Raw genomic sequence first — 14,405 nt, forward strand, 5'->3', positions numbered from 1 at the left:
GACAACCGATGACCTCCACCGCGCAGGCCGCCGGACGGTCCCCCGTCCGGCGGCTCGCCGGGACCCTGCACCGCCGGCCGCGGCTCAGGCTGTCCCTGCTGCTCACCGCACCGCTGCTGTGGCTGGCCGTGCTCTACCTCGGCTCGCTGGCCGTGCTGTTCATCTCGGCGTTCTGGACGACCAACTCCTTCACCTCCGAGGTCGTGAAGGTCTGGTCGACCGACAACTTCCACGCCCTGTTCACGACGCCTGTCTTCCGGCAGGTGATCCTGCGCAGCATCGGTGTGGCGCTCGCCGTCACCGCTCTGTCCGCGGTGATCGCCTTCCCGGTCGCCTTCTACACGGCCCGCATCGCCAAGCCCAAGTGGCGGCCGTTGCTCGTGGTCGCCATTCTCACGCCGCTGTGGGCGAGTTACCTCGTCAAGGTGTACGCCTGGCGGCTGATCCTCTCTCAAGGCGGCTTTGCCGACTGGATGTTGAAGCCCTTCGGGCTCGGCGGACCCGGGTTCGGACTGGTCGCGGCGATCATCGCGCTGACCTACCTCTGGCTGCCGTACATGATCCTGCCGATCCACACGGCACTGGAGCAGCTGCCCGCCAACCTGCTCGACGCGTCGGCGGACTTGGGCGCCCGCGCCGGACGCACCTTCCGCTCGGTCGTGGTCCCGATGGTGCTGCCGTCCGTGGCGGCCGGCTCGGTCTTCACCTTCTCGCTCAGCCTCGGGGACTACATCGCCGTGCAGATCGTCGGCGGCAAGACCCAGCTGATCGGCAACCTCGTCTACTCCAACATCGAACTGAACCTGCCCATGGCCGCCGCGCTCGGCACGGTCCCCGTCGTCGTCATCGTGCTCTACCTGCTCGCGATGCGCCGCACGGGCGCCTTGAGCAGTCTCTGAGGAGCCCGCCGTGCAACTCTCCCGTTCCGCGCGCATCGCGCTCCGCGTCGCCGCTGGGGTCGGCTTCGCGTTCATCTACGTACCGCTCGCGCTGGTCCTGGTCAACTCCTTCAACCCGGACCGCAGCGCGAGCTGGCCGCCGTCCGGACTCACCTTCCGCTGGTGGTCGGTCGCCTGGGAGAACGAGGGTGCCCGCGCGGCGCTCTGGGTCTCGGTGAAGGCGGGCCTGGGCGCCACGGCCATCGCCCTGGTGCTGGGCACGCTGATCGCCTTCGCCGTGGCCCGGCACCGGTTCTTCGGCCGTGACGCCATCTCGTTCGTGGTCGTCCTGCCGATCGCGCTGCCCGGCATCGTCACCGGCATCGCGCTCAACTCGGCGTTCAGTACGGTACTTGAGCCACTCGGCGTCGGTCTCGGCCTGTTCACCGTGATCGTCGGCCACGCCACCTTCTGCATCGTGGTCGTCTTCAACAACGTCGTCGCGAGGCTTCGGCGTACCTCGGGCTCGTACGAGGAAGCGGCGATGGATCTGGGCGCGGACACCTTCCGGGCCTTCATCGACGTCACCTTCCCGCTGGTGCGCTCGGCCCTGCTGGCGGGCGGACTGCTCGCCTTCGCGCTCTCCTTCGACGAGATCGTGGTGACGACCTTCACGGCCGGGCCCGGCATCGAGACCCTGCCGATCTGGATCTTCAACAACATGACGCGGCCCCAGCAGGCACCGGTCGTCAACGTCGTGGCGGCGGTGCTCGTCCTGCTCTCCGTGCTCCCGATCTACGCGGCCCAGCGGCTGTCCGCCGACACGGCGTCCGGGAGCCGGGTGTGAACGGGAGCAGGATGTGGTGCGGGCTCGCTGCCCGGTTGCTCGGATGTACTTCCTGACAAGAGAAGTGTGTGACATGGTACTGATGTGAGCGTGCGGCTGACCTGTGATGTCGTGATCGTCGGAGCCGGAATGGTCGGCGCGGCCTGCGCGCTGTACACCGCCCGGGCGGGCCTCGACGTCACTGTGGTGGACCGCGGCCCGGTGGCCGGCGGGACCACCGGCGCGGGTGAGGGCAATCTGCTCGTCTCCGACAAGGAACCCGGGCCCGAACTCGACCTCGCCCTGCTGTCGGGGCGCCTGTGGGCCGACCTCGCGGAGGAACTGGGCGCGGCCGTCGAGTACGAGGCCAAAGGGGGCGTCGTCGTGGCCGCCACGCCCGAGGGGCTCACCGCGTTGGAGACCTTCGCGGCGGGACAACGAGCCGCCGGGGTCGAGGCGGTGCCGGTCGCCGCCGACCAACTCCACACCCTGGAACCCCACTTGGCACCCGGCCTCACGGGCGCCGTGCACTACCCCCAGGACAGCCAGGTGATGCCGGCACTCGCCGCGGCGCACCTGGTGCGGGCCTCGGGGGCGCGGCTCCTGACAGGGCGGACCGTGACCGAGGTGCTGCGCACGGCGGACGGGACGGTACGCGGCGTGCGGACCGACCGTGGTGACCTCCACGCCCCGGTGGTCGTCAACGCCGCCGGCACCTGGGGCGCCGACGTGGCCGCCCTCGCGGGCGTCTTCCTGCCCGTTCTGCCCCGACGCGGCTTCGTGCTGGTGACCGAACCACTGCCGCGCCGGGTGCGGCACAAGGTGTACGCCGCGGACTACGTCGCCGACGTGGCCAGCGACTCGGCCGCGCTGGGGACCGCACCCGTCGTGGAGGGCACCGCGGCAGGGCCGATCCTGATCGGCGCGAGTCGTGAACGGGTCGGCTTCGACCGGTCGTTCTCACTGCCGGCCGTACGGGCGCTGGCGGCCGGGGCGACCCGGCTGTTCCCGTTCCTGGCCGACGTACGGGCCCTGCGGACGTACCTGGGTTTCCGCCCGTACATGCCCGACCACCTGCCGGCGATCGGCCCCGATCCACGGGTGCCCGGGCTCTTCCACGCCTGTGGACACGAGGGCGCGGGAATCGGCCTCGCCACCGGCACCGGGCGGCTGATCGCACAGGTCGTCGCGGGCAGGACACCCGACCTGGACCTCACGCCGTTCCGGCCCGACCGCTTCCCGAAGGAGGCCGGGTGAATACCCTGGAGCTGGTAGGGGCCGAGCCGAGCCCCGCGTTCACCGTCACCCTGGACGGCCGCGAGATCACGGCCCTGCCCGGACAGACCGTCGCCGCAGCACTGTGGGCGGCGGGCGTCACCTCCTGGCGCGCCACCCGCGGCGCGGGCCGCCCGCGCGGCGTCTTCTGCGGCATCGGCGTCTGCTTCGACTGCCTGGTGACCGTCAACGACCGCCCCAACCAGCGGTCCTGCCTGGTGCCGGTCCGAGCGGGCGACGCGATCCGTACGCAGGAGGGGACGGGCCATGGCGACTGAGCGACCGCACCTCGCGGTGATCGGCGCGGGGCCGGCCGGGCTGGCCGCGTCCCTGGCCGCCGCGGCGCACGGTGTCCGGGTCACGCTGATCGACTCGGCGGCCGGAGCGGGCGGCCAGTTCTACCGGCGGCCCCCGGCGGGGCTCGGGGCCCGGCGCCCGCAGGCGCTGCACCATCAGTGGCGGACCTGGCGGCGCCTTGAGGACGCACTGACCGCGCGGGTCGAGGCGGGCACGATCAGGCATCTGGCGGACCATCACGTGTGGTGCGTCGTACCCGCCGTACCCGAAGCGCCGCCGGACACCGCGCCGCCCCCGGCCGGACCTGGCTCCGTCGGCTTTGTCGTGCACGCGCTGCTCGGCCCCTTCCAGGAGGAGCCCGTCACCGTCCGCGCCGACGCCGTGCTTCTCGCCACCGGCGGGTACGAGAAGGTGTTGCCGTTCCCGGGCTGGACCCTTCCCGGAGTCGTCACCGCCGGTGGCGCGCAGGCCATGCTGAAGGGCGGGCTCGTCGTCCCCGGGCAGCGGGCGGTCGTTGCGGGGACCGGGCCCCTGCTGCTGCCCGTGGCGACCGGGCTCGCCGCGGCGGGGGTCGAGGTCGCCGCCCTCGTCGAGTCCGCCGACCCGAAGGCGTTGCTGCGGCGTCCCGTGACACTGGCAGCACAGCCGGGGAAGGTCGCCGAGGGGGTACGGTACGGCGCCCAACTCCTGCGACACCATGTCAAGTTGCTCCCACGGCACACCGTCGTCGCGGCACACGGCGAGGAGCGGCTCGACGCCGTGACCGTCGCCGCGCTCGACACACACGGACGGGTCAGGCCCGGCACCGAACGGCGCGTCCCGTGCGACACGCTCGCCGTCGGCCACGGCATGCTGGCGCACATCGACCTCGCCGAGTCGCTCGGCTGCCGTATCGACGGCCTGAACGTCGCGGTGGACGAGGAGCAGCGCACCGATGTCCCCGGCGTATGGGCCGCGGGCGAGACCACCGGCATCGGTGGCGCGGCGCTGTCGCTCGCCGAGGGACACATCGCGGGACGCTCGGCCGCGGCCCGGCTGGCGGGGACGCGGCCCGACCCCCGCGCGTGGGCACGCGCCGCCAGGTCCCGCAGGAGAGCGCGGGAGTTCTTCGCCGTACTCGACACCGTCTACGCCCCGCCCGCGCACTGGACGGAGCAGGTCACCGACGACACCGTCGTCTGCCGCTGCGAGGAGGTCACCGCCGGTGCGGTCAGGAACGCCGTCGACGAGCTCGGCGCGGGCGACGTAAGGACCGTGAAGCTGCTCACCCGCGCGGGGATGGGCTGGTGTCAGGGCCGGATGTGCGAGCCCGCCGTCGCCGGTCTCGCCGGATGCGAACAGACGCCCGCGCGGCGGTTGCTGGCACGCCCCGTACCGCTCGGGGTGCTGGCGAGGGCCGGAGATCCCGAGGTCGACTGACCACCTTCGTGCCGCACCGCCCCACCGCGACCGAACATCAGTAAAATGTCACACACCATGGAGGGAACCGCTCATGACCGCCACCGAGAACCGTCCCTGGCGCGGCGTCCTCGTCGCCACCGCGCTCCCGCTGAACGACGACCTCTCCGTCGACTACGACCGCTACGCGCAGCACTGCGCCTGGCTCGTCGAGAACGGCTGTGACGGGGTCGTACCGAACGGCTCGCTGGGCGAGTACCAGGTGCTCACGCCCGAGGAGCGCGCGAAGGTCGTCGAGACGGCGGTGTCGGCGATCGGCGGCTCCCGCGTGATGCCCGGCGTCGCCGCCTACGGCTCCGCCGAGGCCCGCCGCTGGGCCGAGCAGGCCCGCGACGCCGGCTGCCGGTCCGTGATGCTGCTGCCGCCGAACGCCTACCGCGCCGACGAGCGTTCCGTCCTGGCCCACTACGAGGCGGTCGCCGAGGCGGGCGTCCCGGTCGTCGCGTACAACAACCCCATCGACACCAAGGTCGACCTGGTGCCCGAGCTGCTCGCGAAGCTGCACGCGGAGGGCTACATCCACGGCGTCAAGGAGTTCTCCGGCGATGTCCGCCGCGCCTACCGGATCGCCGAACTCGCCCCCGAACTCGACCTGTTGATCGGCGCCGACGACGTCCTGCTGGAGCTCGCCGTCGCGGGCGCCAAGGGCTGGGTGGCCGGCTACCCGAACGCGCTGCCCGCCGCGAGCGTCGAGCTGTACCACGCCGCCGTCGAGGGCGACCTCGACACGGCACGGCTGCTCTACCGCCAATTGCACCCACTGCTGCGCTGGGACTCCCAGGTCGAGTTCGTCCAGGCCATCAAACTTTCCATGGACATCGTGGGCCGGCACGGCGGGCGGGTGCGTCCACCGCGCGTCCCGCTGCGGCCCGAGCAGGAGGCCGCGGTCCGCGCCGCCACCGAGAAGGCCCTCGCCGCCGGTCTCGCCTGAGCGCCGCTCCTCGATCAAGCCAAGTTCCCCGCGAACAGCAGGAGTTACGGAGATCCCATGCGCAGCAAACTCGTCCTGCACGCCGTCGACTCGCACACCGAGGGCATGCCCACCCGGGTGATCACCGGCGGCATCGGGACCATCCCCGGCGCGACCATGAACGAGCGGCGGCTGTATTTCCGCGAGCACCGCGACGACATCAAGCAACTCCTGATGAACGAGCCGCGCGGCCACTCCGCGATGAGCGGCGCCATCCTCCAGCCGCCCACCCGCCCGGACTGCGACTACGGCGTCCTCTACATCGAGGTGTCGGGCTATCTCCCGATGTGCGGGCACGGCACCATCGGCGTGGCGACGGTCCTGGTGGAGACCGGCATGGTCGAGGTCGTCGAGCCGGTCACCACGATCCGGCTCGACACCCCGGCGGGCCTCGTCGTCGCCGAGGTCGCGGTCGAGGACGGCGCCGCCCGCGCGGTCACGCTCAAGAACGTGCCGTCCTTCTCGGCGGGCCTCGACCGCAAGGCCACCCTGCCCGACGGCCGGACGGTGACGTACGACCTCGCGTACGGCGGCAACTTCTACGCCATCCTGCCCCTGGAGCAGCTCGGCCTGCCCTTCGACCGGTCGCGAAAGGAGGAGATCCTCGCCGCCGGACTGTCGCTGATGGAGGTCGTCAACGCCGAGGACGAGCCGGTCCATCCCGAGGACCCGTCCATCCGCGGCTGCCACCACGTCCACCTGTACGCGCCCGGCGCCACCGCCCGCCACTCGCGCCACGCCATGGCGATCCACCCCGGCTGGTTCGACCGCTCGCCCTGCGGTACGGGCACCAGCGCGCGCATGGCGCAACTGCACGCCCGGGGTGAACTCCCCCTGCACACGGACTTCGTGAACGAGTCCTTCATCGGGACGCAGTTCACGGGACGACTGCTCGGCACGACCGAGGTCGCCGGAATCCCCGCCGTACTGCCCAGCTTCACCGGTCGCGCCTGGATCACCGGCACGGCCCAGTACCTCCTGGACCCGACCGACCCGTTCCCGGCGGGTTTCGTGCTCTAGAGATACTGATGTCACGTGACATTGCACAAACCCGCCATGCCGTACGAGGAGTCGACCCATGCCCGCCACGCGCAGTAGCGCACCCTCCGCCGCTCCCGCCGCCCTGCCCGTCCTCGGCGGCAAGAAGAGCAGCTACCGCGAGCGCGTCGCCGACGCCCTGCGGGCCGCGCTGATCGCGGGTGAACTGCGGGCCGGCGAGGTGTACTCCGCGCCGACGCTCGCCGCCCGCTTCGGCGTCTCGGCGACACCGGTGCGCGAGGCCATGCTCGACCTCGCCAAGGAGGGCCTCGTCGACACGGTGCCCAACAAGGGCTTCCGGGTCACCGCGGTCTCGGAGAAGCAGCTCGACGAGTACACCCACATCCGCTCGCTGATCGAGATCCCCACCACGGTGCAGTTGGCCACCACCGCGGACCCGGTCTCCCTGGAGGCGCTGCGTCCCGCCGCCCGGGAGATCGTGACCGCGGCGGCGGCCGGTGACCTCATCGCCTACGTCGAGGCGGACATCCGCTTCCACCTCGGTCTGCTCGCCCTCGCGGGCAACTCCCACCTGGTCGAGGTCGTCGGCGACCTCCGCAAGCGCTCGCGCCTGTACGGCCTCAACGCCCTGGTCGAGGCGGGCCGCCTCCAGGACTCCGCCGAGGAGCACCTCGAACTCCTCGACGCCCTGGTGGACCGCGACCCCGAGGCCGTACGCCGGGTCATGACCCGGCACCTGGGCCATGTCCGTGGCCTGTGGGCGGCCCGCTAGGTTCGGCCGGGTCAAGTGAGTGTTACGCAAGCGACTTGCATTTCTTGCGCTATTCTTGCGCGCATGACGCGACGACTTGCTCAGGTGGCGAAGAAGGTCGGGGTCAGCGAGGCCACGGTCAGCCGGGTGCTCAACGGGAAGCCCGGCGTCTCCGACTCCACCCGGCAGGCGGTGCTCTCGGCGCTGGACGTGCTCGGCTACGAGCGGCCCACCCAGCTGCGCGGAGAACGCGCGCGGCTCGTGGGGCTCGTCCTGCCCGAGCTGCAGAACCCGATCTTCCCGGCGTTCGCCGAAGTGATCGGCGGCGCGCTCGCCCAGCTCGGGCTGACGCCGGTGCTCTGCACCCAGACGAAGGGCGGCGTCTCCGAGGCGGACTACGTGGACCTGCTGCTCCAGCAACAGGTCTCCGGTGTGGTGTTCGCGGGCGGACTGTACGCGCAGGCCGACGCCCCGCACGAGCACTACCGGCAGCTCGCGGACCGCAACATCCCGGTGGTGCTGGTGAACGCGGCCATCGAGCACCTCGGCTTCCCGTGCGTCTCCTGCGACGACGCCGTGGCGGTCGAGCAGGCCTGGCGCCACCTCGTCTCGCTCGGTCACGAGCGCATCGGTCTGGTCCTCGGGCCCGCCGACCACATGCCCTCGGCGCGGAAGCTGGCGGCGGCCCGCGCACTCGCCCCCGAGCTGCCCGACGCGCACATCGCGCGGGCCATGTTCTCGATCGAGGGCGGCCACGCGGCGGCCGCCCGGCTCATCGACCGCGGGGTCACCGGCTTCATCTGCGCCAGCGACCCGCTCGCCCTCGGTGTCGTGCGCGCCGCCCGCCGCAAGGGACTCGGCGTGCCCTCGCAGGTGTCCGTCGTCGGCTACGACGACTCCGCGCTGATGAACTGCACCGAGCCGCCCCTGACCACCGTCCGCCAGCCCATCGAGTCGATGGGCCGGGCGGCCGTCGAGCTGCTGAACGCCCAGATCGGCGGGAGCAGCGTCACCGCCGAAGAGCTCCTGTTCGAACCGGAGTTGGTGGTCCGGGGGTCCACCGCGCAAGCGCCCCGCCGCTGAGATCCACTCTCCTGTCAAATAATTCCAGATTCTGCGCGACATCTTGCGGACCCTTGTCGGCGGTGCTTGAGTGTGCGGCGCCAGCACACGGCGGTGCGCCAGATCAAGGTGGCGCGCCCCCGTGGGCCTTCCTCGCTCCTGCCCAAAGGGGTCCACCGATGAGAACTACCGGGTTCCGCCGTACCTTCGTCGTGCTCACGGCGTCCGCCCTCGCGCTCACCGCCACCGCCTGCGGTGGCAGCGACGACGGCTCCGCGGGTGGCAAGACCCGCATCACGGTCAACTGCATGCCTCCGAAGAGCGCCAAGGTCGACCGCTCGTTCTTCGAGGCCGACATCAAGGCGTTCGAGAAGCAGAACCCGGACATCGACGTCGTCGCGCACGACGCGTTCCCCTGCCAGGACCCCAAGACGTTCGACGCCAAGCTCGCCGGCGGCCAGATGGAGGACGTCTTCTACACGTACTTCACCGATTCCAAGCACGTCGTCGACATCAACCAGGCCGCCGACATCACGTCGTACGTCAAGGACCTCAAGAGCTACGGCACCATCCAGCAGCAACTGCGCGACATCTACACCGTCGACGGCAAGATCTACGGAGTGCCGCGCACTGGCTACTCGATGGGACTCATCTACAACCGCAAGCTCTTCCAGAAGGCCGGTCTCGACCCCGACAAGCCCCCGGCGACCTGGGAAGAAGTGCGCGCGGACGCCAAGAAGATAGCCGCGCTCGGCGGCGGCACCGTCGGCTACGCCGACTACAGCGCCCAGAACCAGGGCGGCTGGCACTTCACCGCCGAGATGTACTCGCAGGGCGGCGACGTCGTGGCGCCGGACGGCAAGAAGGCCAGCGTCGACACCCCGGAGGGCAAGGCCGTCCTGCAGAACCTGCACGACATGCGCTGGAGCGACAACTCCATGGGCAGCAAGCAGCTCCTCGTCATCAACGACGTCCAGCAGCTGATGGGCTCCGGCAAGCTCGGCATGTACCTCTCCGCGCCCGACAACATCCCGATCCTCGTCAAGGAGAAGGGAGGCAACTACAAGGACCTCGCCCTCGCGCCCATGCCCGGCGGCAAGGGCACGCTCATCGGCGGCGACGGCTACATGTTCAACAAGAAGGACAGCCCGGAGCAGATCAAGGCCGGCCTGAAGTGGCTCGACCACATGTTCCTCACCCCCGGCAAGGGCTTCCTCGGCGACTACGCCCGCGCCAAGCAGAACAACGCCCCCGTCGGCCTCCCCGAGCCCCGCCTCTTCACCGGCGCCGCCGACGCCAAGGACCAGCAGGTCAAGAAGGCCAACGCCAATGTGCCCGTGGAGAACTACCAGGCCTTCCTGGACGGCAACCAGAGCCTGCAGATGAAGATCGAGCCGCCCCAGGCCCAGCAGATCTACTCGGTCCTCGACGGAGCCGTCTCCGCGGTCCTCACCAAGAAGGACGCGAACATCGACCAGCTCCTCAAGGACGCCTCCGGGAAGATCGACTCCATCCTGGCCCGGGGCTGACCACGCGTATGAAGACCGCATCGAAGCCCGTGGTGCTTCCTCCGGCCGCCGTCGGCGCGCCGGAGGTACCGCGGTCGGCCGGGCGCCGGGCGGGAGGCCCGTGGCGCCGGCGCCTGGCCGACCAGTCCCGCGCGTACGCCTTCCTCGTCGGCGGCCTGCTCTGCTTCGCGCTGTTCTCCTGGTACCCGGCGATCCGCGCGGTCGTGATCGCCTTCCAGAAGTACACGCCGGGCTCACCGCCCCAGTGGGTCGGCACCGCCAACTTCACCCGTGTCTTCCACGACCCGGAGTTCACCGCGGCGTGGCGCAACACGTTCACCTTCACGCTCCTCGCCCTGCTCATCGGCTTCGCCGTCCCGTTCGTGATGGCCCTGGTCCTCAACGAACTCCGGCACGCGAAGGCCTTCTTCAGGGTCGTGGTGTACCTGCCGGTGATGATCCCGCCGGTGGTCAGCGCACTGCTGTGGAAGTGGTTCTACGATCCCGGAGCGGGCCTCGCCAACGAGGCGCTGCGCTTTCTGCACCTGCCCACCTCGAACTGGTCCAACGGCGCCGACACCGCGCTTCTCTCCCTGGTCATCGTGGCCACCTGGGCCAACATGGGCGGCACGGTCCTGATCTATCTGGCCGCGCTCCAGGGCATCCCGGGGGAGCTGTACGAGGCGGCGGAACTGGACGGCGCGAACATCCTCCAGCGCATCCGGCACGTGACGATCCCACAGACCCGGTTCATCGTCCTCATGCTGATGCTGCTTCAGATCATCGCCACGATGCAGGTCTTCACCGAGCCGTTCGTCATCACCGGCGGCGGCCCCGAGAACGCCACGGTCACCGTCCTCTACCTCATCTACAAGTACGCGTTCCTCTACAACGACTTCGGCGGCGCGTGCGCGCTGAGCGTCATGCTCCTCGTGCTGCTCGGCCTCTTCTCCGCGGTCTATCTGCGGCTGACCCGCTCGTCGGGGGAGGAGTACTCATGAGCAGCGGCACCCGCACCCTGGTCTCCCCGCTCACCCTCGCCCGCCCCCGCGGCAAGGCCCTCTACTGGACCGTCTTCACAGCCGTCGTCCTGCTCTTCGCGCTCGCCTTCCTCTTCCCGGTCTACTGGATGGTCACCGGCGCGATGAAGTCCCCGGACGAGGTGACGCGGACCCCGCCGACCCTCGTGCCCCAGGCGTGGCATCTCAGCGGCTACACCGACGCCTGGGACCTGATGGACCTGCCCACCCACCTATGGAACACGGTGGTGCAGGCCGCCGGCGCCTGGCTGCTCCAACTCGTGTTCTGCACGGCCGCCGCGTACGCCCTCTCCAAGCTGAAGCCGGCCTTCGGCAAGGTGATCCTCGGCGGCATCCTCGCCACCCTGATGGTCCCGGCGCAGGCGCTGGTCGTGCCGAAGTACCTGACCGTCGCCGACCTCCCGCTGATCCACACCAGCCTGCTCAACGACCCGCTCGGCATCTGGCTGCCCGCCGTGGCCAACGCCTTCAACCTCTATCTCCTCAAGCGCTTCTTCGACCAGATCCCGCGCGATGTCCTGGAGGCCGCCGAGATCGACGGCGCCGGACGGCTGCGTACCCTCTGGTCCATCGTGCTGCCCATGTCCCGCCCCGTCCTGGGAGTCGTGTCGATCTTCGCCCTGGTCGCCGTCTGGCAGGACTTCCTCTGGCCGTTGATGGTCTTCTCCGACACCGACAAGCAGCCGATCAGCGTGGCGCTCGTCCAGCTGTCGCAGAACATCCAGCTGACCGTGCTCATCGCCGCGATGGTGATCGCCAGCATCCCCATGGTCCTGATGTTCCTGGTGTTCCAGCGGCACATCATCGCCGGGATCAGCGCGGGCAGCACGAAGGGCTGACACCGACCCCGCAACAGAAAGGCAGGCACCGTGGGACAGCCCACCCATGCCCAGAACTGGTGGCGCTCCGCCGTCATCTACCAGGTGTACGTCCGCAGCTTCGCGGACGGCGACGGCGACGGCACCGGCGACCTCGCGGGCGTCCGCGCCAAACTCCCGTATCTCGCCGAACTCGGCGTGAACGCCCTGTGGTTCAACCCCTGGTACCTGTCCCCGATGAAGGACGGTGGCTACGACGTCGCCGACTACCGTGTCATCGATCCGGCCTTCGGGACGCTCGCCGAGGCGGAGAAGCTCATCGCCGAGGCGAAGGAGCTGGGCATCCGCACGCTCGTCGACATCGTGCCCAACCACGTCTCCGACCAACATCCCTGGTTCCGGGCCGCCTTGGCCGCGGGACCCGAACGCGAGCTCTTCCACTTCCGTCCCGGACGCGGCGAACACGGCGAACTCCCGCCCAACGACTGGCCGTCCCAGTTCGCCGGCTCCGCCGAGCCCGTCTGGACCCGGCTGCCCGACGGCACCTGGTACCTCCACCTGTTCACCCCCGAGCAGCCCGACCTCAACTGGGCGCACCCCGCCGTCCGCCAGGAACACGAGGAGATCCTGCGGTTCTGGTTCGAGCGCGGCGTGGCGGGCGTCCGCATCGACTCGGCCGCCCTGCTCGCCAAGGACCCGGACCTCCCCGACTTCGTCGAGGGCCGCGATCCGCATCCGTACGTCGACCGCGACGAGCTCCACGACATCTACCGCTCCTGGCGCACGGTCGCCGACGCCTACGACGGCATCTTCGTCGGTGAGGTCTGGCTCCCCGACACCGAGCGCTTCGCCCGCTATCTGCGCCCCGACGAACTCCACACCGCCTTCAACTTCTCCTTCCTGTCCTGCCCCTGGGACGCGGGACGCCTGCGGACGTCCATCGACGAGACCCTCGCCGAACACGCCCCGGTCGGCGCGCCCGCCACCTGGGTGCTGTGCAACCACGACGTGACCCGCACGGTCACCCGCTACGGCCGCGCCGACACCGGCTTCGACTTCGCCACCAAGGCCTTCGGCACCCCGACCGACCTCGCTCTCGGCACCCGCCGGGCCCGCGCCGCCGCCCTGCTCTCCCTCGCCCTGCCCGGCGCCGTCTACCTCTACCAGGGCGAGGAGCTGGGCCTGCCCGAGGCCGAGATACCCCGCGACCGCATCCAGGACCCCATGCACTTCCGCTCCGGCGGCACCGACCCGGGCCGGGACGGCTGCCGGGTCCCGCTCCCGTGGACGGCCGGCGCGCCGTACGCGGGCTTCGGCGGCGAGCCATGGCTGCCGCAGCCGAACGGCTGGTCCGCGTACGCCGCCGACCTCCAGGCCGCCGACCCCGGCTCGATGCTCTCCCTCTACCGCGCGGCCCTGAGGATCAGGCCGGAGTTCGGCGACGGCCCGCTCACCTGGCTGCCCGCGCCCGAGGGGGTGCTCGCCTTCGCCCGGCCCGGACAGGAGGGGCGGCTGCTGTGCGTCGTGAACCTCGCCGACGCCCCCGCCGACCTCCCCGCCCACTCCCGACTTCTCCTCGGCAGCGGTCCCCCGGACCCACAGGGGCGACTGCCGAAGGACACGGCGGTCTGGCTGCGCGGCTGAGACCGCGTCGACTCATTACACCCAGGGCACCCTCGCTTGACTGAGATGGAGGCGCACCTCAGGTGAGCGTCTTTTCGGGGGGACCGGTATCGGTCCCCCCGCGCTTCGCCGCCTGGATCTGCTCGTACACATGGGTCCGCAGTTCGGCGAAGCGCGGGGCGACCCGGGTGTGCAACTGGTCCCGCTCGTCGGGGAGATCGACCTTCAGCTGCTCCTGTACGACGGTGGGGGAGGCGGAGAGGATCAGGACCCGTTCGCCGAGGTACACGGCCTCGTCGATGTCGTGGGTGACGAACAGGATCGTGATGCCGCGCTCCCGCCACAGGCCGCGCACCAGGTCCTCCAGTTCGGCCCGGGTCTGCGCGTCCACCGCCGCGAACGGCTCGTCCATCAGCAGGACGTCGGGCTCGTACGCGAGCGCGCGGGCGATCGCGACGCGCTGCTGCATCCCGCCGGACAGCTGCCACGGGTAGGCTCCCGCGGCATCCGTGAGCCCGACCGACTCCAACGCGTCCGCGACCAGCTCCCGGCGCCGCACCTTGCTCAACGGCTTCTGCTTCAAGGGCAGTTCGACGTTCTCCCGCACCCGCATCCAGGGGAACAGACTGCGTCCGTACTCCTGGAACACGAACGCCATCCCCGGCGGCGGACCGCTCACCGGGCGGTCGTTCAGCCGTACTTCGCCCGCCGTCGGCGTCAGCAGCCCGCCCATGCACTTCAGGAGCGTGGTCTTGCCGCATCCCGACGGGCCGACCAGACAGACGAGTTCGCCCGCCTCGACGGTGAAGGTGAGGTCCCGTACCGCCTCCACCCGGCGGCCGGAACCCTCGTAGACCTTGTTCAGGCCGGATACGACAAGAGACCCGTGCATGGACCGCC

At 70.6% G+C, this 14,405-nt stretch carries 14 protein-coding genes; 13 read left to right on the top strand and 1 reads right to left on the bottom strand.

Going from position 1 to position 14,405, the window contains the following annotated elements; all coding sequences use genetic code 11:
- Positions 1-8: 8 nt before the first annotated feature.
- From ACFZDJ_RS24975 to ACFZDJ_RS25035, 13 genes are all read left to right on the top strand, one after another.
- Positions 9-899 carry an ABC transporter permease subunit gene (locus tag ACFZDJ_RS24975; protein WP_391061580.1) on the top strand — a complete coding sequence of 297 codons (891 nt, stop codon included), beginning with the start codon at positions 9-11 and terminating at the stop codon, positions 897-899.
- Between the two features lie 10 nt (positions 900-909).
- Positions 910-1,725 carry an ABC transporter permease gene (locus ACFZDJ_RS24980; RefSeq protein WP_075030450.1) on the top strand — a complete coding sequence of 272 codons (816 nt, stop codon included), beginning with the start codon at positions 910-912 and terminating at the stop codon, positions 1,723-1,725.
- Positions 1,726-1,809: 84 nt separating this feature from the next.
- On the top strand, positions 1,810-2,961 hold the full coding sequence (locus tag ACFZDJ_RS24985; RefSeq protein ID WP_391061583.1) for an FAD-dependent oxidoreductase: 1,152 nt from the start codon (positions 1,810-1,812) through the stop codon (positions 2,959-2,961).
- Entirely contained in the window at positions 2,958-3,257 is a 300-nt protein-coding gene (locus ACFZDJ_RS24990; RefSeq protein WP_391061586.1) for a 2Fe-2S iron-sulfur cluster-binding protein, read from the top strand. The genes ACFZDJ_RS24985 and ACFZDJ_RS24990 overlap by 4 nt, the downstream gene beginning before the upstream one ends.
- On the top strand, positions 3,247-4,695 hold the full coding sequence (locus ACFZDJ_RS24995; protein WP_391061589.1) for an FAD-dependent oxidoreductase: 1,449 nt from the start codon (positions 3,247-3,249) through the stop codon (positions 4,693-4,695). The genes ACFZDJ_RS24990 and ACFZDJ_RS24995 overlap by 11 nt, the downstream gene beginning before the upstream one ends.
- 73 nt (positions 4,696-4,768) lie before the next feature.
- Positions 4,769-5,665 carry a dihydrodipicolinate synthase family protein gene (locus tag ACFZDJ_RS25000; RefSeq protein WP_212726336.1) on the top strand — a complete coding sequence of 299 codons (897 nt, stop codon included), beginning with the start codon at positions 4,769-4,771 and terminating at the stop codon, positions 5,663-5,665.
- Between the two features lie 57 nt (positions 5,666-5,722).
- Positions 5,723-6,724, top strand: coding sequence for a proline racemase family protein (locus ACFZDJ_RS25005; RefSeq protein ID WP_390929057.1), 1,002 nt, complete (start codon positions 5,723-5,725; stop codon positions 6,722-6,724).
- A gap of 58 nt (positions 6,725-6,782) precedes the next feature.
- The gene (locus ACFZDJ_RS25010; RefSeq protein WP_391061591.1) at positions 6,783-7,475 is read left to right on the top strand and encodes an FCD domain-containing protein; all 693 of its coding nucleotides are present in this window, start codon (positions 6,783-6,785) and stop codon (positions 7,473-7,475) included.
- A gap of 63 nt (positions 7,476-7,538) precedes the next feature.
- Positions 7,539-8,537, top strand: coding sequence for a LacI family DNA-binding transcriptional regulator (locus ACFZDJ_RS25015; protein ID WP_385367969.1), 999 nt, complete (start codon positions 7,539-7,541; stop codon positions 8,535-8,537).
- Between the two features lie 158 nt (positions 8,538-8,695).
- The gene (locus tag ACFZDJ_RS25020; protein ID WP_391061593.1) at positions 8,696-10,045 is read left to right on the top strand and encodes an extracellular solute-binding protein; all 1,350 of its coding nucleotides are present in this window, start codon (positions 8,696-8,698) and stop codon (positions 10,043-10,045) included.
- 8 nt (positions 10,046-10,053) lie between these two features.
- A complete protein-coding gene (locus ACFZDJ_RS25025; protein ID WP_390929053.1) occupies positions 10,054-11,025 on the top strand; it encodes an ABC transporter permease subunit in 972 nt (323 codons plus the stop codon).
- The gene (locus ACFZDJ_RS25030; RefSeq protein WP_054236069.1) at positions 11,022-11,903 is read left to right on the top strand and encodes a carbohydrate ABC transporter permease; all 882 of its coding nucleotides are present in this window, start codon (positions 11,022-11,024) and stop codon (positions 11,901-11,903) included. The genes ACFZDJ_RS25025 and ACFZDJ_RS25030 overlap by 4 nt, the downstream gene beginning before the upstream one ends.
- A 30-nt stretch (positions 11,904-11,933) precedes the next feature.
- On the top strand, positions 11,934-13,526 hold the full coding sequence (locus tag ACFZDJ_RS25035) for an alpha-amylase family glycosyl hydrolase (protein ID WP_391061597.1): 1,593 nt from the start codon (positions 11,934-11,936) through the stop codon (positions 13,524-13,526).
- 58 nt (positions 13,527-13,584) lie between these two features.
- Here the strand turns inward: ACFZDJ_RS25035 and ACFZDJ_RS25040 are convergent, their stop codons facing one another.
- Positions 13,585-14,397, bottom strand: a complete 813-nt coding sequence (locus tag ACFZDJ_RS25040; RefSeq protein ID WP_391061600.1) for an ATP-binding cassette domain-containing protein — start codon at positions 14,395-14,397, stop codon at positions 13,585-13,587.
- Positions 14,398-14,405 lie beyond the last annotated feature (8 nt).

It is taken from the genome of Streptomyces sp. NPDC007896 (assembly GCF_042959425.1).
In the GTDB taxonomy this organism is placed as follows: Bacteria; Actinomycetota; Actinomycetes; order Streptomycetales; family Streptomycetaceae; genus Streptomyces.